A 22029-nucleotide genomic window follows, 5' to 3' on the forward strand; every position below is an offset into this window, starting at 1 on the left:
ATGAAATTAAAGTCCTTTTACGAGATCTTCAATACTTGATAGTGCTTGAGCGGTCAATTCTGTATGGCTGTAATCCGTTAATGTTTTTTCCCGCTCTTTCTTGCCGGAACAGTGGGCGATGATGTCCTCGAGGTGAGTATGGAAACGATTCATGAAGAACTCGATTGCCCCCGGTGCAAATACATCGGTATAAACGGCTTTTACCTCCAGTTGCCCGGCCGCCACCATCGCGTTAATATCCAGATCAAACTCGCGGATGCGCCCGGCCGCTATATCATGCTGTGGCTTGAACGGTGACATCTTCAGCGTTCCCTCAAGACCGTCAAACGCACCGAGATAGTTAAAGCTTATTTCTGGGTCTTTATAAAGAATGTTTCGCGAATACCTCAGCAGCCCGTAGCCGGTTCCGTGATGAGGAACCCGTCTCATCATGTCTTTTACCGTCTTTATGCTGTGAGCGGTTTTTTCGCCTGTGCCGTCCGGCACTCTCATATCCAAAAGCACCGGGTAAACAGATGTAAACCATCCTGCCGTTCTTGACATATCAATGTCAGGCATATGCCCCTGGCGCCCGTGCCCCTCAGTGCTGATAAGGATCTGTTCAGAACCCGTCCACTCATGAAGCGCCATTCCAAGCGCCGTTAAAAGCAATTCATGAACATCCGTTCCGTATGCCTGCTGTGTTTCCAACAGCAGCTGTTTCGTGACTTCGCTGCTTAATATCCACGATGCCGTGCGCGCGTTTTCCTGCAATCGTCCGGCGTTTTCATCAGTTATTTTCGGCAGCGGCGCTGTTTCACTAGACATCACGCTGTCCCAGTATGCGGCTTCCTCCAGCAATGCTTTACTCTTGGAAATGTCAAAAAGCTCTTCGGCATACTTTATATAAGAATCGCTTTTCGGCGGCAGTTTGATTTGTTTGCCTTCCAATGCCTGCTGATAAGCTGTCTGCAGATCTTCAAGCAATATCCTCCATGACACGCCGTCCACGATAAGATGATGAATCGTTATAAGAAGATGGTCGGCTTCCTTCTGCCGGAACACTCCGAGATGAAGCAGAGGCCCTTGATCAAGACGCATAGCCTGCTGTATTTCTTTTTCCTCAGCGGCTATCCGTTTTTCGGGCTGCGTTTCTTCTGAAATATCTATGACGTTAAGCGTAAAGATTTCTTCATACTGCTTTGTGATTCCGCGATTATATTGAACCGTTTCCCCATGCTCATTTTCAGTGAAAGTCATTCGCAGCGCATCATGATGTTCTGTCAGCGCGCAAACCGCCTGATACAGCGCATCTATTTCGAGGCTGTCTTCACTGCACAGCATGACCGCTTGGTTATAATGAAGCTCAAACGCACCCGGCTCCTCAAAAAATCTCTGCTGGATCGGTGTCAGCGGAGCGCTTCCTTCTATCGGCCCCTGATCAGCCGTTGCAACAGCCGGCGTGAGGTGCTTCGCGAGTTCTGCAATCGTCGGGAACTGAAACAAATCGCGGATCGACATGTTCCAGCCTTCTCCGGCGAGTCGGGCTGACACTTGAAGCGCCTTAATGGAATCTCCCCCAAGCTCAAAGAAAGAGTGATGAATTCCCGCTTTCTGAATATGAAGCACATCTTCCCAAATCCGGCATAACATCGCCTGTTTTTCATCGCCGGGCGCGACAAATGCCTGTGATGAATGTATCTCTTCTGCCGGCAATGCCGATTTATCAAGTTTGCCGTTCAGTGTCAGGGGCATGCTGTCTAAACCGATAATATGGGACGGCATCATATAAGCCGGGAGCTCCTGCATAAGAGACTGGCGAAGTGATGAGGTATCGGCCTCTTTAGGAACGATGTATGCCGCTAATCGGGCTTGTCCTTCAGCATCTTTTATCACGGTAACAGCCGCTTCTTTGACTTGATCGTGTTTCAAAAGCACACTTTCTATTTCTCCCGTCTCAATTCTGTATCCTCTGATCTTCACCTGCTTATCGATCCGCCCTTGAAAACGAAGAGTTCCATCTGGCAGCCAGCAAGCCTGATCTCCGGTTCTGTAAAGCGTTTCTCCCATTTGTAACGGGTCACTGAATGCGCCCTCTGTCAGCTCAGGCTGTCCCCAATATCCTTTGGCGACGCCGGCGCCTCCGATATACAGCTCTCCGAAAACGCCGATCGGCTGGACCTGTTTGTCTTTGTTTAAGACGTACATTTGCACATTCGGAAGCGGAACACCGATCGGCACATCATCTTCCCGCGGCTCTTCGCTCATTTCGGCTTCATAATACGAAGAATCAATTGTCGCTTCTGTTACACCGTAGCTGTTAATGATCCGCATTTCTTTTCCGAAGCGTTCATGAAGCGTATAAAAATCCTGCGACTTGATCATATCTGAACCCAGTACCAGTATTTTTACACTTTGCAGCGCGAGCTTCCGGCGATATATATATTCCATAAACGGAACTACCAGCGCGGGTGTCGACTCCATAAACGTGATACGGTGCTGATCAATGAGCCGATAAAGCTGTTGTGGCTCAAGCCGGACGTCATCCGGACAAATGACAAGCGTTCCCCCGTTTAGCAGGGCGCGTGCAAGATCCCCAGAAAATACATCAAATGAGAAACTCGCCATCTGCAACACTCTGACCGGTATAAGATCAAGCTCATAAATCCTGCGCCATGCAAGTGCTGCATGCGTAAAGCTGCGATTTCTGACTTCGACTCCCTTCGGCGTTCCCGTTGTTCCCGAAGTATATATGATATATGCAGTATCATCCGGTGACGCTGACGGCTGAATATTCTTTGCACAAATATCGTATTGATCTTCAAGATCAAGCTGAATGAGAAATAAATTGTGATCCGTCAGCTGTGAAGCAAGTTCTTTGTATTCTGACTGCACCATTAAGACGGATGCCGCGCTGTCTTTTAATAAATAGCGAATCCGTTCCTCGGGATAATGGGAGTCAACCGGTATATACGCCCCTCCCGATTTCATGACGGCAAGAACACTGACGATCGCTTCAATCGAGCGGTTTGCCAATATAGCTGCTCTTTTTCCCGGACCGAATCCATTTTTGTGTAATGTTCGCGCAAGCCGATTTGCCCGCTCATTAAGCTGCGAATAGCTGATCTGTTGTGCTCCTTCAATAACAGCGGTCTGATGAGGCGTTTCTTCTGCTTTCTCTTCAAACAACTGGTGAAACAGTTTGTGTTTTTCCATGAATTCGGTTTGTGTGTTATTAAACTCAATCAGTAACTTTTGTTTTTCTTCTTCATCCAAAATGTCAGCTTTCGATAGTGTGATTTCCGGTTCGGCGGCAACATGGCGCAAGAGATTCAGTAAGTGGCCCATCCAGCGTTCAATCGTTTCTTTCATAAAAAGCTCGGTGCTGAATTCCATTTCAAAGCGGATGTTTCCATCGGATTCAGCCGCTGATAAGGTCAGGTCAAAACTTGATACATCATGTTCGGTATGTTCTGATCGTGACGCCTTCAGACCGGCCAGATTTATCTCTTCTCGCTCCATATTCAGAAGAATAAACATCGCATCAAACAGCGGATTGCGGCTCATGTCCCGCTGCACACCGAGCCGTTCCACTAGCTCTTCAAACGGATAGTCCTGATGCTCATACGCCTCAAGCGCGGCCTGGCGGACTTCCGCCAAGTAATCGGTAAACCGTTTGTCTCCTTTCGGCTCCGTTCTGATGGCGAGCGTGTTGACGAACATGCCGAGAATCGGTTCAAGGTCTTTGTGCGGACGCCCGGCAATCGGCGAGCCGACGATGATGTCTTCCTGCCCGCTCAGGCGCGCGAGTAACGTATTGTACGCGGCGAGAAGCACCATATACAAAGTGGAGCCGTGATCCCGGGCAATGCGGTGAAGGCCGGATGCCGTTTCAGCGTCAAGCGTGCACGATACGCTGCCGCCCGCAAAGCTTCTGACAGCCGGACGGGGCTTGTCAGCCGGAAGTTCAAGCACCGGAAGCTCTCCTTCTAGCCGCTTCAGCCAGTAGGCTTCCTGCTTCTGGTACCCTTCTTTCTCCTGAAACGACCGCTGCCAGACGGCATAGTCTTTATATTGAAGGCGCATTGGCGCAAGCGAACGGCCTGCGTACAGCTCGCCGAATTCTTTAATCAAGGTGTTGACGGACACACCGTCAGAAATAATATGATGCATATCCGTTAATAAAAGATGACGTTCGTCCGATTCTTTCACGAGGGCCGCACGGAAGAGCGGCGCTTCCTCCAGACAAAACGGCCGGACGAATGCGTCAGCTGACCCGGCCTCATCCAGCTGAAACGGTACGCTGTCATGGATGCGCTGCACCGGTTCGCCGTCAGGCCCCGTTTCAAAGGACGTTCTGAGCGACTCATGCCGCTCAACAAGCTGCCGGAACGTCTCCTCCAGCCGGCCGCGGTCAAGCGGGCCCGTCAGTTCCAGCACAGCCGGCATATTGTAGCCGACACCGCCGTCTTCAAGCTGCTGGAGCACATACATCCGTTTCTGCGCCGAAGACACCGGGTAGGTGTCCTGTGTTTGCGCAGGCTGAATCGCTTCATACGGGCTCTCTTCCAAGTCCTGAATGACCGAAGCGAGCTCTTCCACCGTCGGCCGGGCGAAGATGTCTTGTAACGGCACCTGAACACCGAACTCTTTGGCGATGCGGGAGACGAGAGCCGTCGCTTTTAACGAATGGCCGCCCCGCTCAAAAAAGTGATCCCGGATGCCGACGGGGCCGTTTTTCAGCACCTCTTCCCAAAGGGCGCAAAGCTTCATTTCCGTGACGTTCCGCGGGGCGGTGTACGCCTGTCTGTCTGCCGCTCCGCCGGGAGCCGGCAGCGCGCGGCGGTCAAGCTTTCCGCTCGGTGTGACCGGCCATTCGGTCATCTTTATGAACTGAGCTGGCATCATGTAAGCCGGAAGGCGTGTCGCAAGCTCCGCCCGCACGTCATCGCTTTCCCGTCCTTCAATATAGGCGTAAAGCGCGGTTTCGCCGTGTTCGTTCCGGGCGGTGACCGCCGCCTCACGAATGCCGTCGATGCGCCGGATCGCCGCTTCGATCTCTCCCGGTTCAATCCGGTAGCCGCGGACTTTCACCTGTCCGTCTGAACGTCCTAGCCATTCGACAAGGCCGTCTTCTGTCCAGCGTGCGATATCGCCCGTCTGATACATGCGCTCTCCCGGATAAAACGGATCATCGAGAAAACGCTCCTCCGTCAGCTCAGGCCGGTTCAGATAGCCCCGGGCCACCCCTGTCCCCGCGATGTACAGCTCTCCTGCCACGCCCGCAGGCTGGATGGTTCCTCCGCTATCTAATACATACAGACGGGCACCCGGAACGGGTTTTCCGATCGGAAGCCGCGTCCGTCCGCTGTCACGTTTTCGGTCACAGACGTAAAACGCCGCATCCACCGTCGCTTCCGTCGGCCCGTAGCCGTGAATAAGCACGGTCTCCGGCAGAAGATCGGCAAACCGGGCAGCCGTAAGCGGGGAAAGAGCTTCCCCTCCGGCAAACACGCGTGTCAAGGTTCTGCCGAGGCGTGTTCTTGTTTCCGCAGGCTCCGTTTCCAGCGCGTCTAAAAAGCTGTTGACCATCGCCGGAATAAAATGCGCGGTCGTCACCTTTTCTGAGGCAAACGCTTTAATCATCCGCACAGGATCTTTCTCCCAGCCGGCAGGAAGCAGATACACGGAGGCGCCGGACATCGTCCACCAAAACAATTGCCAGATAGAGGCATCGAATGAAAAGGATGATTTCAGCACGATAACATCCTCTTCCGTTAACGGAAACTGCCCTTGCATCCCTGATAAAAAGGCGGCGGCCTGACGGTGTTCAACAGCCACTCCCTTCGGTGTTCCCGTCGAACCGGACGTATAAATGATATAAGCGAGCGAATTGCTATCCGCTTCTTCAGAGACAGCCCCTGTCTCCGTCTCACCTGTCAGAGCAGAAAGAGACACTTCAAGCGTTTCTCCGGAAAAACCAGAAACGGATAATCCCGGCTGTGCAAGCAGGAGACAAGCGCCGCAGTCATCGAGCATATAGCGCAGCCTGTCCTCAGGATACTCCGGGTCAAGCGGCACGTAGGCGCCGCCCGCTTTTAACACGGCAAGCACAGAAACCACCATCTCCGGCGAGCGTTCAGCGAGCACGCCGACCATGCTTTCTTTGCGGACGCCTTTTTGTCGGAGCCGAGCGGCGAGCCTGTCTGTGTACTGGTCAAGCTCGGCGTACGTCAGCATACCGCCCGGAAAACGAAGCGCCGGACGATGCGGCGAAAGCGCGGCACGGCGGGTGAACAGCCCGTGAAGCGTCGGAGCCGGCGGTTCAACCGCTTCTGTACGGTTAAACGCAGTTAACACCCGTTTCTTTTCATTTTCATCCGCCATATCAATATGCCGAATCAGCCGGTCTGGATTTCGAACGGCATTTTCAACGATCGTCAGCAAATGAGTTTGAATGCGTTTAATTGATGTTTCAGTAAATAAAGCGGATTGGTAATCAAAATTCAGCTCAATCAATCCCGTATCTGTCCGCTCCTTAATTAAAATGGACAGCTCATTTGCCGTATGCCCGCTGAAAAACATCGCCGTTTCATAATCGAAACCTTCTGCCTGACGCCACGCGAGAGGCTGGTATTGCATCGAAATCCCGATGATATTTTGCAGGTCGTGATGAATCTGCCTTAATTCATTGACAAAAAGATTGTAAGGATATTTCTGGTGCCGCATAACAGACAGCTGCTCTTTTCCTACGCTGCGGACAAAGGACAGGAACTCCGCATCAGGATCTGCCGTCATTCTGATCGGCAGTGTGCTGACGAACATGCCGAGCATATCCTTTTCGAGCCTGGAGCCCCGGTTTCCGTAATAAGTGCCGATGGCAATATCCTTTTTAGCCGTCAGACGGCTGATGCATATGTATAACGAAGCCATAAACAGAGAGATGATGCTGATATTATTTTCTTTGCAAAAACGCCGGATAGATTGTTCTAAGGAGTGAGAAAGAGTGATAGTATCTCTGGAAGCCGCAGTGCTTTGTCTAAGATGAGAGGTTCGTTCCGCCAGTGAAAGGTGTTCCGGAACGGTTCGGTATGTTTCAGTCCAAAATGAACGGTCTTTTTGAAAACGGGAAGACTGTAAGTATTGCTGTTCTTTTTCCATGTAGCTGAGATAGGAAGGCCTGTGATGTTCAGCTAAATCCTCGCTCCGCATGATCTTTTGGTAGATATCAATGAGCTGGTTGCCGAGCAGGTTGAGCGAGATGCCGTCCATGATAATATGGTGAAATTTTGAATAAAGCCAAACTTCTTCGTCTGACATGACAAGCAGAGTAAAGTGATACAGAGGTGAATGAAACAGCTTGAACGGAACACGGGTCTGCGTGTCAATCCATGCGTCCCGCTCTGCCTGATCAGTATGAGTAAAATCAACAGTCTCTAGAGAAATCGGCCGATGCCCCGCCAGATACAGCTGGGGTTCTGATCCGTCCCCTTCTGTCAGTTGAAACCTGAGCGAATCATTTTGCGAGATAGAAAAATCTAAAGCATGGCGCAGTACGTCAAAATCGATGTCCCCCCTGAATTTGACGCATGCCGCGAGATTGCAGATACTTGTGCCCGGTTCGAGCAGCTCCGTAAACCACACTCTTCTTTGGGCGTGAGTTAAAGAATAAACAGTGTTCTTCAATGGAATCCCTCCATTTCAATTTAAGAGGATAAGAAAGTGAAATAATTACAATTAAATTTCGACAGCATATGACTAAATCATCCATATAAGCATTATTTTAAAACATATTTTAGAAATCACAATAAAAAATTAAATTTTCTCTAACATTTTTTAGAATATAGTATATATTCCTCACTTCATTTCTTCATTTCTATAATCTTTATACCATGTAAAACGGTATGTATGCACACTGTAAACTGGTTCTTAAACACTATAATAAGGAATAAAATGTATAATTAATTGCGCTTTTAAAAAGGTTTTGCCTTCTGAAAAGAAGTTTTATGTTAGAAAATGAAAAATTGGTGAACAAGTAAGAAAGTAGCATGTAAAAAAAAGGAAGTATATTACCGATATTACTTTTTGAAAAGATTGATTCATAATCGCAATATAATGTTTTACAGACATCATAAAAAGCCGAATCCTCTAAGGATTCGGCCCTTCTTATTGATTTGCCAGCACGACTGCAATTTTGTCTTCAATGTCTTTTCCGTCATCTTCGTCAAGCAGCCCATTTTGAAGCACGGAAAAAATAAGCGTATCTCCTGTTTTTGTGTCTGCATAGCCGGCAATCGAACTGACTGATGTTAGTGATCCGGTTTTCGCTTTAATCTTTCCCTCCGCCGGGGTGCCCTTCAGCCGATTCCGAAGGGTTCCTCCCGTCATTCTGTCACTTGCACCGGCGACAGGAAGCGAACGAAGGAAAGCCGGGTACCACTTTTCTTTCTGAACCGCATACAAAAGCTCTCCGATTTGGCCGGCGGATACGCCGTTAATATGAGAAACGCCTGATCCGTCTCTTGCAATCAATTCATCCGGATTCAGCCCGAACGATTTGAGCTCTGATTTCATCACGTCCAAGCCCTTTTCCCAGCTGCCCTCCCCTTTTTTCACTTTTCCCATTTCCTTGATCAGAATTTCGGCGTGCCCGTTGTTGCTCAGTTTCATAAACGGGATCAATAATTCTGAAAGAGGCATGGATGTCCGTGATGTGACAAGCTGGGTGCGGTGCGGCATTCGCCCTGTTCTGATTTTCCCTTTTACAGTTATACCCTGTTTAGTAAGCGCTTGTTTCCATAAATCTAAAGCATAGGACGACGGATCCCACACTGCCGCCCATTCTCTTGCCTGTGCCGAGCCGGCAGGTATGGTTCCCTTTATCGTAATCACATTGCCACCGTGCTCCCGTTCAACCGTCAAATCTTTCTTTTCATCAGAAGCGACGGTTTTCACTTCATTTTTCACACGAACGACGTCCGTATGGGGAGAAATCGAAATGCGCGGCTTTTTACCGGGCTGTTTCGCCGGGCTGATTTCCGCAATCACCGTTCCGGTATCATAATCCTCATTTGGTGAAGCGGTAAGAGCTGATACTTGCGCGCCATAATATTGGCCTTCATCGCTCCACGGAAGATCAACTGAATACCTGGTATCGTCATACCACGAATCATCCCCGACCAGATCTCCTTTAATGACATGGATGCCCCTGGCTTTGACCTGTTTAGCCATCTTCTCAAAATCAGAAACCAATAGGGTCGGATCGCCTTTTCCCCTGAGATAAAGGTTTCCGCGCAGCTGTTTTCCTTTTACGGCGCCGTCTGCCCGTACTTCTGTCTTAAAGGTGTAATCTTCTCCGAGAACGGAAAGCGCTGCAGATGCCGTCAGCAGCTTCATCAGTGATGCAGGCCGCAGCCGCATATCTTCCCGGCTGCCGAACAGCACCTCCCCTGTTTTTGCTGACCGGACACTGACGCCCGCTGAAGCTCCCTTTAAAGTTGGTTCTTCATCCAGAATGTGTTCCAGCTCTTTTTGCAAAGTATTTTTTTGTTCAGCCGCCTTAGCCGCATCATCAATATAAGGAACTGCGGCAATGATCAAAAGCAGAATCACCGCGCTCAAGCGTTTCACATATGTTTTCAATGTTATCCCGCCTCTTTCCTATTCTTCGTCATGCAAAATGGTGATCCTGGATGACGCAGCCGCTTCTTCGCCCGGTTTCAGAATCTGAAGCCCTGTCAGTGATGCAGGCTGATTCAGATTAAATGCATCTGTAACGGAAGTATAAGGCTCAAGACTGACAAACCCCTGCTTTCCGTCACCGTTATATACCACCCAATGCTTGAAAGACGTGTCTGCCTGATACAAAACGGATAATTGCTCATCCGGATGATAAATAACAGCTTCATTATTGCCGCCATTCCGTCCGGAAGAAAGAAAAACATCGTCAAACTGTTTATTTTTCAAAGACATCCCATGACGGAACGCTTCTTTATCAGGAACATCCAATAAACGGCCCGTCGGCACGAAACGTTCATTTAATTCCCACATGCGGTCAGCCGTCAAAAATAGACGGGATCGCTCTTCATTGAAAACAAAAGTTGAATGATAGCCGAGCCCCCAAGGAAAAGCCTCCGTTCCCTTGTTGATAATCAGCGCCCGCTGCGTAAACACATTGTCTTTTAATGTATAGGTCATCCGGACAACGACATCGTGCGGAAATTGTTTATGAACACGGGGAATCTTTGAAAGATCAATTTCTGTTTCGACTGTCATTCCATCCCCCTCTTCTTTCGCTGCCGCCGCTTTCCAATGCTGATTATGAAGAAAGCCGTGAATATGATTATGTTTATCCTCTTCGTTTATCTCAAATTGATACGCGCGGCCGTCAAAACGAAACGTCCCGTCCGTAATCCGGTTCGGCGGGAATAAAACGGGAATGCCGTACAGCATCGGTTTTGCGCGGAATTGCTCCGCAGTTTCCGGTTCTCTCAGAAGCCGCATACCGGTTCTTTTATCCCGAAGCGATATGACATTTGATCCCCACTCCGGCACAATGATGCATTCAGCCTGATCAGTCTCCGCTTTTATGGCTGAAACCCCTAAATAAGTCGTATGTTCAATCGTCATAAGCACCTGCCCTTTCCTTGTTTTCTAGCATGTATAGGAATTCCATTTTCTAAACTCATTTTCCTTCTCTAAAAAAACATCGCCCGTATGAACTGAGCGATGTGCGGTAAAACCTTATTGAATCAGCCGGGTGATCTGTTTTTTCTTCCATACAAACCGGTAATATCCGTATTGCAGCAGCAGGCTGACGACAAAAGCCGCCGGATAACCGACCCAAATGCCGAGAATGCCGAGATTCGTATAATGAGAAAGAATAAAGGCCACAGGCACTTCAATTCCCCAAATCGCAAAAATGCTGATAATCGTCGGCCATAACACCGTACCGCTCGCCCGCATCGTTGCTGAAACGATCTGAGCATGACCGAAAATCAAATAGCTCCAAAGGGTAATCATAATCAGATTGCGGGCAATGTGGAGCGTGTCCTGATCTGTTAAAAACAAAGCAAGTATCTGCCGGGAGAAGGTATAAATCAGCACAATCAAAACCCCGCCGATCAAATAATTCAGGCCGATGCCGACTTTGATGACCTGTTTCAGCCGGCCGAATTGATTGGCGCCAATGGATTGGGCGGCAAAAATGGAAACGGCGATACCGAGGCTTACCGCCGGCATCTGCACATAACTCGCCACTTGGTTGACGACCCCGTAAGCAGCCGTCGCGTTTGATCCGTAATGATTGACAAATGAAATGACCGCAATTTCAGAAAGTGACACGAGAATCATATTGATGCTCGACGGAATACCGAGACGGAGTAAAAGCGCGAGCAGCTTTTTGTCCATTTTAAGAGAACGGAGCGCAGTCCGATCAAATGCCAATGGATGTTTCCTTTTCCGCAAATAAACCATGAGTACGATAAATGTCACGATGTTTGAAATCACGGTTGCATACGCCGAACCGTAAATGCCGAACTTCGGAAGTCCGAAAAGCCCGAGAATCAATAAGGGCAAAAGCCCGATGTTTATGACTGTACTGACGATTAACGTATAAAACGGAGTCTTTGAATCTCCCGTTCCGCGTAAAAATGTCGTATACGCAAAATATAAAAACATCAGCGGCATTGCGCAAAACAAAATGCGCGCATATCGGACACTGACATCTATTACGTTTTCCGGCGTTCCCATCAGCCGCAGAATATCAAGCGTAAACACACTGCCGACAACTGCCAGAACAACACCGAGCATAAAGGTAAAAGTCAGTGTAGTGCCGACAATCGCCTTCATCCTCTCTTCGTTTTTCGCGCCGTAAGCCTGCCCGATCAGAATGGAACTTCCCGAACCGATTCCGATCGTAAAGGAGATCAGCAGAAAAAACAGCGGAAAAAAAGACGATACGGCGGCAAGCGCATCGACTCCGAGCCACCTTCCGACAAATACCATTCCGACCAATTGGCCGACAGATTGCAATACATTGCTTAAAAGCAGCGGCACTAAAAACAGTGACATCGATCGCCAGACTGACTGGCCGCGGCCTTCCGCTGTTTCTAAATGATCTTGTACTTCCATATGTAGGACTCCTTTTTTGATTTTCTTCCATTTTATTATTCAGCAGACAGCTTGTAAAAACCTTTTGTTCAATGAAACTCTTTATCTTTTTCTCACGTCTTGCATGGAAATAAACCATAAAAATAAAAAGTCCGGAAAATATTTCTGAAAAGGTATTGTAATCTTACCGTAATTATTGTAACATTTGTAACATAAGAGAAAGAGATTGATTGAAGGAGAGATTATATCATGAAAAAATGGCTATTATTCCTCACTACTATTACATTGATTCTGTCATTGGGCACTGCGGCGACTGCAAAAAATGCACCTAATGGCCTTACACAAAAACAAGCACTTCAGCTGGCCCTGTCAGCGAGAGAACATTTCTGGAATACAATGAGCGGCGGTGCGCTTAAATCAAACGCAAATTGCACATCTGAACCGTTTGAATATCAAAATCTGCAATATGTATTTATGTGCAAAGACCTCGGAACAAAAGCGAAAGCCGTAAAATATCTGACACCCGCTTTTACAAAGCAAGCGATTGACAAAGGGCTCAAAGATTACCACTTCACTGTAAAAGACGGCAAATTGGCTGTTCCGGTCGGCGACGGAGATAACCTCCTGAATTGGAAAAAAGCAAAAATGACCCTTCTTTCTAAAAAAGGAAGCGTCCAAACATACCGCTTCACTGTACCGACTCTTGACGGTTCTCCGTCAGCAAAACGCAATGTAACATTCGTAAAAGAAAACAACGTTTGGAAAGTCAATCAATTTGATGCTGTCATATAAGAAAAAGCCCGCTTGCTTACAGCGGGCTTTTTTCACATCATTTCCACCAGGTTTTCACAAAATATTCAACTCAAAACCCCCTTGTATAACAAGGGGGTTTTTGTTTTGCCGACATTATTAATCTGCACCTATCTTATGCTGGAAACGCTCTAGGAGAGATTCGAACTCCCGACCTGCAGTTTAGGAAACTGCTGCACTATCCGCTGTGCTACTAGAGCCTGCTTCTATTATAGTAACGCTGGCGGCTGTTTTTTTCAAGTCTACAGCCCTCCGAACACTTTATAGGCGGCTCTCGTCGTATCTTCATCTATTCCGATATAACGCATTGTAATCGACGGAGAAGAATGATTTAAAATCCTCTGCAGTTCAGCAATGTCTTTTGTCCTCTGATAAAAATGATACCCGAACGTCTTTCTAAGCGTGTGCGTTCCGATTTCCTCCAACCCGCAAGCGGCAGCCGCTTCCTTTAATATTCTGTATGCCTGAATCCGGGATATGGGCTTATTCGTCCGTTTCGATTTAAACAAATAGTCATCCTCTTTCATGTCTTTTGTATAAGCGTATATGTCGGCCTTTAAAGACTCCAGTATCAGAATTTTTCTTTTCTTTCTCGTTTTGCTTTCGGTTGCCCACACATGGTCTTTGTTCCTGACATCCCTCACGCGAAGCGGCAGAACATCAGAAATCCGCAGTGCGCTGTTCATGCCAAAAATAAATAAAAAATAATCACGATCACTTTTCTTCATTAAATACTGTTTGACTTCCTGGATCTTCTCCAAACTTCGGATCGGCTGTACGATATGCATCAAAAAACCCCTTATAATTGGTAAAGTAACATATTGAGCATTATGTTACTATTGTAGCCGAAACCCGTTGAATGATAAAGGATAAAGGGTCTTATGTAACATAATATACATAGTGTTACATAAGGTGAATCAGATACGCAGTTTCAATAAATTCCTCAAAAACATCATTTTCAGACCGGTGACAAGCTTTTAAACAAATAGAGACCCAAGGCATTAAAAAATGAAAACAACGTCCTTAAAAGGAAATCTGAGCATCCGTTTTTTTGTGAGCAACCGAAAAAAATGCAAAAAAAAGACACAATATGAAATTGTGTCCTAATCTTCATCTTTTACATCAATGTCTTCAGGAAGCGGCTCATTTAAAAACTCTTGAATCATTTCCTTATATTTTTCCAGCTGTTCGAGATGGGTTTGAAATTGTTCCTTGTTGATTAAATATTGCTGTCCGTCATGGACGGCCCTTATTTTATTCGTCAAAACAAGATTGTGCACATATTCTTCAGGAAGACTGGTAAACTCAGCTGTCTCTTTGATCGTTAAATACATGGCTCACGTTCCTTTCATATGTCATGTGAGTGAATTCTGTTTTGTTTATTGTAGCTTATTTTTTGTCTTTATGCTTGTTTCACAGCTTTTTCAGTCCGGTTTCCCATTTAGCCTATTTGCGACTGATTACATTCACACAGAAACTCCGGCTTTTTACGCACCGGACTATTCCGTTTGTCACTTGTGAAAACAGCACATTTTACTTACTCTATAATTGTAAGCGGAAAACAAAGGAGGCAGACTATGAAAAAGAAAAAGTTTATGAATCTCTGTTTTATCGTTCTGCTCAGTACGTTGCTCGCGGCCGGAAGCATCCCTTATCATGCTCAGGCTAAGAAACACCCGTTTTCCTATGACGACTACAAACAGGTAGATGTCGGCAAAGACGGCATGGTTGCCACCGCCCATCCTCTCGCTTCGCAAATCGGTGCAGACGTGCTGAAAAAAGGCGGCAATGCAATTGACGCCGCGGTTGCCATTCAATTCGCATTAAACGTAACTGAACCTATGATGTCGGGAATCGGCGGCGGCGGATTTATGATGGTTTATGATGCGAAGACGAAAGACACCACCATTATCGACAGCCGGGAACGCGCACCGGCAGGCGCAACACCGGATATGTTCCTTGACGAAAACGGCAAAGCCATTCCTTTCTCCGAACGCGTTACGAAAGGGACTGCAGTCGGTGTTCCGGGAACATTAAAAGGACTAGAAAAAGCGCTCGACAAATGGGGCACACGCTCCATGAAACAACTCATCACCCCTTCCATTAAACTTGCCTCAAAAGGCTTTCCGATCGATTCGGTTTTAGCTGATGCCATCTCAGATTATAAAGACAAGTTATCACACACTGCTGCAAAAGACGTGTTTCTTCCGGACGGAGAACCTCTGAAAGAAGGAGACACACTCATCCAAAAAGACTTAGCCAAAACATTTACAGCTATTAAGTACAAAGGCACAAAAGCATTCTATGACGGAGCATTCTCCAAAAAGCTTGCGGAAACAGTGCAGGAATTCGGCGGCTCAATGACAGAAAAAGACATTAAAAACTTCAATGTGACGATTGACGAACCGATCTGGGGAGATTACCAGGGCTATCATATCGCAACTGCTCCTCCTCCAAGCTCGGGCGGTGTTTTCCTGTTGCAAATGCTGAACCTCTTGGATGATTTTAAGCTTTCTCAATATGATATCCGTTCTTGGCAAAAATATCAGCTTCTCGCAGAAACGATGCATTTGGCTTATGCTGACCGCGCCGCATTTGCCGGGGACCCAGAATTCGTCAACATCCCTCTCAAAGGCCTCTTGAATCCAGATTATATCAATGCCCGCAGACAGCTGATAGATATTGATAAAGTCAATAAAAAACCGAAAGCCGGCGACCCTTGGGCCTATCAGGAAGGTTCTGCAAACTATAAACAAGTGGAGCAGCCGACTGACAAACAAGAAGGCCAAACGACTCACTTCACTGTAACTGATCGCTTCGGCAATGTCGTATCTTATACGACAACAATTGAACAGCTGTTCGGTTCCGGCATTATGGTTCCCGGATACGGCGTTGTGTTGAATAATGAGTTAACAGACTTCGATGCGGTGCCTGGCGGCGCAAATGAAGTGCAGCCGAATAAACGTCCGCTCAGCAGCATGACTCCGACTATTTTATTTAAAAATAACGAACCTGTCCTGACTGTCGGCTCCCCCGGCGGAGCAACGATTATTTCTTCCGTCCTGCAAACGATCCTGAACAAAGTTGAGTACGGCATGGATCTGAAAGCGGCGGTCGAAGAGCCGAGAATTTACACAAACAGCATGACATCCTATCGATATGAAAAAGGAGTGCCGGAAGAAGCCCGCACAAAACTGAACGAAATGGGGCATAAATTCGGCAGCAGCCCGGTTGATATCGGGAATGTGCAAAGCATCCTGATTGACCGTGAAAACGGCACCTTCACCGGAGTTGCCGACTCAAGCCGAAACGGAGCCGCAATCGGCGTAAACTTGAAAAAATGCGAAAAATGACAAGGTGAAAAGCCTCGTTTCTCAAGCTGAGAAACGAGGCTTTTGTTTATTCTGCACTGTATTCAGATGAGGTTTTTTCAGATGTTAACGACGCAAGTGAAAGCACGCCGCACATCGCGATGACAACACCCGCTGCTCCGATCCATGTAACAGACGCAAGAGACAGATGGGTGACAACAATGCCCCCGATGCCCGCTCCGGCCGCCATAGCCAGCTGCATCACAGACTGGTTGAGGCCAAGTAATACACCCGATGATTCAGGCTCCATCGTTGCCAAATGATACTGCTGAGCAGGCCCAGATGACCAGGCGGCGAAGGACCAAAAAATAAGCACTGCCGCCGCTCCGAAAGCAGAATGTGTGACAAACGGCAATAACATGAGCATGATAGCATGAAGCGCCATTCCGCCGGTTAATGTCATACGCGCCCCCCATTTGTCTGCGCTGAAACCGCCTGCTTTAGAACCGGCAAGACTTGCAACACCGAAAATAAGCAGCAATGTACTCAGTATTCCGCTGCCGATATGAGTGACGTTCAGTAAATACGGAGAAAGGTACGTATACGCAACCGAATAGCCTCCGAGCCAAAAAAACGTAATGGCCAGCCCGGCAGCCACCTTTCGTTTCTTCAAAAGAGAAAATTGCTGAATGAGCGGCACCGGTTTATCTCCTTTTATCTCAGGCAACGCGAAACGTATAATAAGCATGGCAATGATTCCGATTGCCGCAATTCCGGCGAAAACCACCTTCCAGCCAAAAGCTTCAGACACGGTTCTTCCGATCGGAACACCGATAATGAGCGCCGCCGTAAACCCCATAATGACGGTTGCGAGAGAACTTGCCTGTTTTCCCGGGGGAGCGATTTTTGCTGCGATCGTAAGCGCGGTGACCACCACAGTTCCTGCTCCAAGCGCCATGATCACCCGCGCTCCCGCAAATAAGCCGAATCCCTGCACAAGGAAAGAAATGATATTCCCGATAACAAACAGCCCCAGAGCATAGATCATGAGCTTCCTTCTGTCCAGTTTTGCTGTAAGGGCCATTATGACAGGCGTTCCGATTGCATAAACAAGCGAAAAAATCGTAATCAGCTGCCCTGCCGCTGCCACAGTAACTCCCAAGGAACCTGCAATTTTATCAAGCATCCCTGATATCACATATTCAGACGTCCCCACTAAAAAACTGATAATTGCCAAAATGTAAATCTTCCAGGTATTTTGCACCTGACACACTCCTTCATTGATGATTTATATAAAGATATATTGTGATATATCGATATAAAGAGTTGAACAAACAGAAACAAATCGCAATATGTCGATGTGTAGTCGGGAAAAAGAAACTGAATCCCTCTTCTAAAGGATTCAGCCCTACATTTCGCGCTGAAAATAATCGGCCATCGCCTTTATCGCGTCTTCATCTCTTTTATAATAGGTGTATTTGCCAATCCGTTTTGTTTGGATAAGGCCCGCCCGCTGAAGGATGGAAAGATATTGAGACGCCGTTGACTGTGTCATCTGAAGCTTATCGGTGATCTGGCTGACACACACTCCGATCTCATTCATATCAATGCCATCATGCGGGGCGAAGTGACGGTCCGGCTCTTTCAGCCATTGCAAAATCTCAAGCCGTGACTCATTAGACAACGCTTTAAAAACATCAATAGGTTTCATACGCTTTATTATATCGTGATTTTACGATATGTCAATATTGTTTTTCTTGAATCTCTATTTTTTGTTTTGCCTCTCTTATGATCCGGGAAATAAAATCACTCACATTCTCTTCAAATGTGTTTTCCCGCCCGTATTGCCGTACATGTACAGATTGATGGCAGCACTCTCGATCTCCCACAACAGCAATATACGGTATTTTTTTCATTTGTGCTTCTCTGATTTTATAGCCGAGTTTTTCATCGCGCTGATCAAGCTCAGCCCGGATACCCGCTTTCTTTTGAGAAAACCGGAACGAAAAAATTGGCGTACACAGCTGTCCTGTTTTCTCATCTTCCGTTCGGTAATGCTTTTAATCCATTCAGCAGTTCTTCAAACGCCGATGTCAAAAATAAATCACTCTGGTAGATGAATGATATATTCATATCCCGAAACTGTTCAGGAAGCTCATGAAGAAAAAGATTTTTCCTGTTTTGAAAATAACGGACGGCTGATGCAGGCAGAAAGGAAACCCCCATCCCCGCCTGCACCGCCCCAATAATGGCTTCCAACGTACCGAATTCAATGATTTTATGTGCGGGTACTGCTTCTTCTTTCAGTATGTTTTTTATTTTGCGGCGGTGCGAACAGCCCGCGGCAAAATACAGAATCGGCTCTCGCAACAAGTCTTGCAAACTGCCTTCCCGCTTATTTGAAGCCAAGACCAATTCTTCTTGAAATACAGCGACTTGCTCAAGATCTTCGTATTCGACCGGACCATAAACAAAAGCGCCGTCCAGCTCATAGTGTAAGATGTGCTGCACTAAGGTATGTGTATCACCGGTTGACAGAGACAGCTGTACTTTCGGGTAGCGGCTGCAATACTCTGTGAAAAATTGAGGGAGATGGACGGCTGCCGCCGTTTCAAGAGAACCGATTCGAAGCGGGCCGTTCGGATCGCCTGCCTCTTGCGCCGTTTTTTGCGCCTCATGCAGCAATTGAAGGATTCTGTCTGCGTCTTTCAATAAGTTTTCACCTGCAGGCGTCAGCGTCATCCCCCGATTTGTGCGGTAAAAAAGCTGTGTTTGCAATTGCCGTTCCAGCTGCTGAATCCTGTTTGTCACATTTGATTGAACATAATGCAGGCTTTCTGCCGCCTTTGAAATACTTCCTTTGCGGGCGACAGCCTGAAAAATCTTTAAGTCTCCGCTTTCCATGTAAGGGCACCTTCTTGCTATGATTTTTATTGATAGCCGGCTATCAATTTTCATTTATTTACTGCAGCTGATACAGCCTGTAAAATCTTTCTCATCAATCATAAAGGAGAGAAGAATGATGAATGCCCTTATCATACACGAAAATGGCTTTGATTTCAGGCAGGCACCTGACAAAAGGCCGGGAAACGGCGAAGTAAAAATAAAGCTGAAAACAGCCGGATTAAACCATCGTGATTTGTTTTTAATGAAAAACCACGAAACCGGAAACCATGAATTTACTCTCGGTTCAGACGGCGCGGGAATCGTAACCGAAATAGGACACGGCGTCCGGTCTCATTTACTGCATGCAGAAGTCATCATCAACCCGGTGCTGAATTGGAAGACTGTTGAGGACGTACCGGCCGTCCCTGACATTTTAGGCGGTCCGAGCGACGGAACATTTTCACCTTATGTCATCGTTCCTGAGGAAAATGCCGTTTTAAAACCCGAACACCTGACTTGGGAGGAAGCGGGCGTGCTGCCGTTATCAGCATTAACCGCTTATCGCGCCTTATTTACAAAAGGACAATTAAAAAAAGGCGAACATCTTATCCTTCCGGGCATCGGAAGCGGCGTGGCAACATACGCCTTATTAATGGCAAAAGCTATCGGAGCGACAGTCAGCGTCACCTCCCGCAGTGAAAACAAAAAACAAACCGCACTGTCATACGGTGCAGACCGGGCGATTGACAGCTACGGTGACTGGAATGAGGCGCTGAATGGCGAAAAAGCAGATATCATACTTGACGGTGTAGGCCCCGCCTTATTTCAACACTATCTTGACATTATGAAACCGAATGGCCGGATCGTAACATTCGGCGCCAGTTCAGGCGATCAGCTCGGATTTCCTATTCGCTCGCTGTTTTTTCCGCAGATTCATATTCTCGGTACATCAATGGGAAGCAATGAGGAATTTGCGGATATGCTGGAATTGGTAAACCGCTGCGGCATCCGTCCCATTATCGACCGCATGTACCCTCTCAGTGAAGCAGCTGCCGCTTTTAACAGAATGCGGGAAGGACGGCAGTTCGGCAATATCGGCTTTCGTTTGGATGTCTAAAAAAGAGGAGCGGACGCGTCCGTTCCTTATTTGTTTATAAGCGTTTCCGCTTGAAATTCAATATGTTTTTCTTCATCAATTAAAATCTGCCCCCAAATCGACTGCAGACACACAGAGCCCGTCAGCAGCACCGTGATCGACTGCTCAAGGCTTGCAAATCGTCTCAGTCTGCGGAAGAAAACAATCTCTCCACTCTGTAAAACAAAATTCCATATGTTATCTTCCACGTTACCCTTATATGACCAATAAAGGAAGAAGGAGGTTTCATTTCAATACGAAAAACCGGCTGATCCCAGCCGGTTTTATAAATAAACCCCTTTATTTACGGTAAAACAGTGCTCCCCATTAAATAACTGTCGACTTCGCGCGCTGCTTCCCGGCCTTCATTAATCGCCCATACAATCAGGCTTTGGCCCCTTCTCGCATCCCCTGCGGCGAAAACACCGTCAACATTCGTTTTATAATCCCCATATGCCGCCTGAATTTTATGATTTGCCGAATCGACACCGAACTGTTTCAATAATGGCTGTTCCGTCCCTTCAAAACCGATGGCGATGAACACCAGCTGAGCAGGCCAGACTTTTTCTGTTCCGGGCAGTTCATGAAATTCATACTTTCCGAATTCGTTTCTGACTTTTTCCATTTGAATGGTGTGAATCTCTTGTAAGCGGCCCTGCTTATCGGCCACCATTTTTGTCGTCTGAATTGAATATTCTCTCGGGTCTTTGCCGAACTTTGCCTGCGCTTCTTCATAGGCGTATTCAAGGGTAAAGACGTGCGGCTGTTCAGGCCACATATTGTCGTTCGTGCGCGTTTGCGGAAGTTTAGGATGTTTCCCGAACTGGTGCACGCTGCGCGCTTTTTGGCGCAGCGCGGTTGCCACGCAGTCAGCTCCTGTGTCTCCTCCGCCGATTACGATGACGTCTTTCCCTTTAGCGTCTATATATTGTTTGTCTTTGAAGTTGGAATCTAAATAGCTTTTCGTCGCCAGTGTTAAATAGTCCATCGCATAATGGACGCCTTTTGCTTCCCGGCCTTCAATCAGCAGATTGCGCTGCTTTTGGGCGCCTGTGCACAAAATGACGGCATCAAATTGATCTTTCAGCTCATCTGCCGTTATGTCAACGCCGATTTCGGTATTTGTTACAAAATCTATACCTTCCTGCGTCAAAAGTTTAATACGGCGTTCGACGACACTTTTCTCAAGCTTCATGCTCGGAATGCCGTACATCAGCAGACCGCCGGCTCTGTCAGCACGCTCATAGACCGTTACGGAATGACCGGCTTGGTTCAGCTGATCAGCGCTTGCCAGACCTGCCGGGCCTGAACCGACGACAGCGACTTTTTTACCTGTGCGTTTCGCTGGAATTCTCGGCTGAATCCATCCGTTCTCAAAACCTTTGTCAATGATCGTCCGCTCGATGTTTTTAATTGAAACAGCCGGATCTGAAATAGCCAGCGTACAAGATCCTTCACAAGGAGCGGGACAGACCCGCCCTGTGAATTCAGGAAAGTTATTCGTTTTCAGAAGGCGCTCCAAGGCTTCTTTCCAGCGCCCCCGATAGACGAGGTCATTCCACTCCGGTATCAGATTATAAATCGGGCATCCGGAGGTAAAACCGTTGATATCAGCGCCGATTTGGCAAAACGGTGTGCCGCAATCCATACACCGCGCCCCCTGCCGCTTTGACGCTTCATCTGAAAACGGAGCCGAATACTCTTTCCAATCCTTTAAGCGAGTGAGAGGGTCCCGCTCAGCCGGTTTTTCTCGTTTTTCTTCCATGAATCCAGTTGGTTTCCCCATGTTCCTCTCCC

The 22029-nt window shown here is 47.4% G+C and carries 14 protein-coding genes, 1 tRNA gene and 1 pseudogene; 3 read left to right on the top strand and 13 right to left on the bottom strand.

Annotated features, from left to right (window positions below):
• Positions 1-6 precede the first annotated feature (6 nt).
• The 4 genes from ACKTRM_RS09365 to ACKTRM_RS09380 all read right to left on the bottom strand — a co-directional run bounded on the left by ACKTRM_RS09365 (position 7) and on the right by ACKTRM_RS09380 (position 12111).
• Positions 7-7665, bottom strand: a complete 7659-nt coding sequence (locus ACKTRM_RS09365) for a non-ribosomal peptide synthetase (protein ID WP_012117703.1) — start codon at positions 7663-7665, stop codon at positions 7-9.
• Between the two features lie 480 nt (positions 7666-8145).
• The gene (dacB, locus tag ACKTRM_RS09370) at positions 8146-9621 is read right to left on the bottom strand and encodes a D-alanyl-D-alanine carboxypeptidase/D-alanyl-D-alanine endopeptidase (protein ID WP_012117704.1); all 1476 of its coding nucleotides are present in this window, start codon (positions 9619-9621) and stop codon (positions 8146-8148) included.
• A gap of 18 nt (positions 9622-9639) precedes the next feature.
• Positions 9640-10608: an aldose 1-epimerase gene (locus ACKTRM_RS09375; protein WP_012117705.1), complete on the bottom strand. Its 969-nt coding sequence runs from the start codon at positions 10606-10608 to the stop codon at positions 9640-9642.
• A gap of 114 nt (positions 10609-10722) precedes the next feature.
• The gene (locus tag ACKTRM_RS09380; protein ID WP_007407362.1) at positions 10723-12111 is read right to left on the bottom strand and encodes an MATE family efflux transporter; all 1389 of its coding nucleotides are present in this window, start codon (positions 12109-12111) and stop codon (positions 10723-10725) included.
• 228 nt (positions 12112-12339) lie between these two features.
• On the opposite strand from ACKTRM_RS09380, the gene ACKTRM_RS09385 reads away from it, so the two are divergent.
• The gene (locus tag ACKTRM_RS09385; protein WP_012117706.1) at positions 12340-12882 is read left to right on the top strand and encodes an IseA DL-endopeptidase inhibitor family protein; all 543 of its coding nucleotides are present in this window, start codon (positions 12340-12342) and stop codon (positions 12880-12882) included.
• Positions 12883-13027: 145 nt separating this feature from the next.
• Here ACKTRM_RS09385 and ACKTRM_RS09390 read toward each other — a convergent pair.
• The 3 genes from ACKTRM_RS09390 to ACKTRM_RS09400 form a co-directional block, all read right to left on the bottom strand.
• A tRNA-Arg gene (locus ACKTRM_RS09390) sits at positions 13028-13100 on the bottom strand.
• Between the two features lie 42 nt (positions 13101-13142).
• The gene (locus tag ACKTRM_RS09395; RefSeq protein ID WP_003153850.1) at positions 13143-13688 is read right to left on the bottom strand and encodes a site-specific integrase; all 546 of its coding nucleotides are present in this window, start codon (positions 13686-13688) and stop codon (positions 13143-13145) included.
• 315 nt (positions 13689-14003) lie between these two features.
• Positions 14004-14234, bottom strand: a complete 231-nt coding sequence (locus tag ACKTRM_RS09400) for an excisionase family DNA-binding protein (RefSeq protein ID WP_003153848.1) — start codon at positions 14232-14234, stop codon at positions 14004-14006.
• A gap of 243 nt (positions 14235-14477) precedes the next feature.
• Between ACKTRM_RS09400 and ggt the strand changes: the two genes are divergently transcribed.
• Positions 14478-16253 (top strand): gamma-glutamyltransferase, encoded by a 1776-nt coding sequence (gene ggt, locus ACKTRM_RS09405; RefSeq protein WP_012117707.1) that lies wholly within the window; start codon positions 14478-14480, stop codon positions 16251-16253.
• A 46-nt stretch (positions 16254-16299) separates the two neighbouring features.
• On the opposite strand, the gene ACKTRM_RS09410 is transcribed toward ggt, so the two are convergent.
• The 4 genes and pseudogenes from ACKTRM_RS09410 to ACKTRM_RS09425 form a co-directional block, all read right to left on the bottom strand.
• Positions 16300-17475: an MFS transporter gene (locus ACKTRM_RS09410; protein WP_012117708.1), complete on the bottom strand. Its 1176-nt coding sequence runs from the start codon at positions 17473-17475 to the stop codon at positions 16300-16302.
• Positions 17476-17619: 144 nt separating this feature from the next.
• The gene (locus tag ACKTRM_RS09415; RefSeq protein ID WP_003153841.1) at positions 17620-17922 is read right to left on the bottom strand and encodes an ArsR/SmtB family transcription factor; all 303 of its coding nucleotides are present in this window, start codon (positions 17920-17922) and stop codon (positions 17620-17622) included.
• A gap of 31 nt (positions 17923-17953) precedes the next feature.
• Positions 17954-18199 (bottom strand): annotated as a pseudogene (locus ACKTRM_RS09420) (His/Gly/Thr/Pro-type tRNA ligase C-terminal domain-containing protein); the annotation flags it as partial.
• Between the two features lie 49 nt (positions 18200-18248).
• Positions 18249-19115 (bottom strand): LysR family transcriptional regulator, encoded by an 867-nt coding sequence (locus ACKTRM_RS09425; RefSeq protein ID WP_012117710.1) that lies wholly within the window; start codon positions 19113-19115, stop codon positions 18249-18251.
• 118 nt (positions 19116-19233) lie between these two features.
• Here ACKTRM_RS09425 and ACKTRM_RS09430 point away from each other — a divergent pair, with 118 nt between their 5' ends.
• Positions 19234-20214: a zinc-binding dehydrogenase gene (locus ACKTRM_RS09430; protein WP_041482196.1), complete on the top strand. Its 981-nt coding sequence runs from the start codon at positions 19234-19236 to the stop codon at positions 20212-20214.
• A 26-nt stretch (positions 20215-20240) separates the two neighbouring features.
• On the opposite strand, the gene ACKTRM_RS09435 is transcribed toward ACKTRM_RS09430, so the two are convergent.
• Positions 20241-20441 (bottom strand): hypothetical protein, encoded by a 201-nt coding sequence (locus ACKTRM_RS09435; RefSeq protein WP_012117712.1) that lies wholly within the window; start codon positions 20439-20441, stop codon positions 20241-20243.
• A 95-nt stretch (positions 20442-20536) separates the two neighbouring features.
• The gene (gene gltD / locus ACKTRM_RS09440; RefSeq protein ID WP_012117713.1) at positions 20537-22018 is read right to left on the bottom strand and encodes a glutamate synthase small subunit; all 1482 of its coding nucleotides are present in this window, start codon (positions 22016-22018) and stop codon (positions 20537-20539) included.
• Between the last annotated feature and the right edge of the window lie 11 nt (positions 22019-22029).

Origin of the sequence: Bacillus sp. D7-8, from assembly GCF_052055895.1 — a bacterium.
Lineage (GTDB): Bacteria > Bacillota > Bacilli > Bacillales > Bacillaceae > Bacillus > Bacillus velezensis.

Bases quoted from the DNA above. Each gene is read 5' to 3' on its own strand.
- ACKTRM_RS09385 (WP_012117706.1), top strand. From the start codon at position 12,340: ATGAAAAAATGGCTATTATTCCTCACTACTATTACATTGATTCTGTCA.
- ACKTRM_RS09415 (WP_003153841.1), bottom strand. From the start codon at position 17,922: ATGAAACCTATTGATGTTTTTAAAGCGTTGTCTAATGAGTCACGGCTT.
- gltD (WP_012117713.1), bottom strand. From the start codon at position 22,018: ATGGGGAAACCAACTGGATTCATGGAAGAAAAACGAGAAAAACCGGCT.
- ACKTRM_RS09375 (WP_012117705.1), bottom strand. From the start codon at position 10,608: ATGACGATTGAACATACGACTTATTTAGGGGTTTCAGCCATAAAAGCG.
- ACKTRM_RS09395 (WP_003153850.1), bottom strand. From the start codon at position 13,688: ATGCATATCGTACAGCCGATCCGAAGTTTGGAGAAGATCCAGGAAGTC.
- ACKTRM_RS09425 (WP_012117710.1), bottom strand. From the start codon at position 19,115: ATGGAAAGCGGAGACTTAAAGATTTTTCAGGCTGTCGCCCGCAAAGGA.
- ACKTRM_RS09430 (WP_041482196.1), top strand. From the start codon at position 19,234: ATGAATGCCCTTATCATACACGAAAATGGCTTTGATTTCAGGCAGGCA.
- ACKTRM_RS09400 (WP_003153848.1), bottom strand. From the start codon at position 14,234: ATGTATTTAACGATCAAAGAGACAGCTGAGTTTACCAGTCTTCCTGAA.
- ACKTRM_RS09380 (WP_007407362.1), bottom strand. From the start codon at position 12,111: ATGGAAGTACAAGATCATTTAGAAACAGCGGAAGGCCGCGGCCAGTCA.
- ggt (WP_012117707.1), top strand. From the start codon at position 14,478: ATGAAAAAGAAAAAGTTTATGAATCTCTGTTTTATCGTTCTGCTCAGT.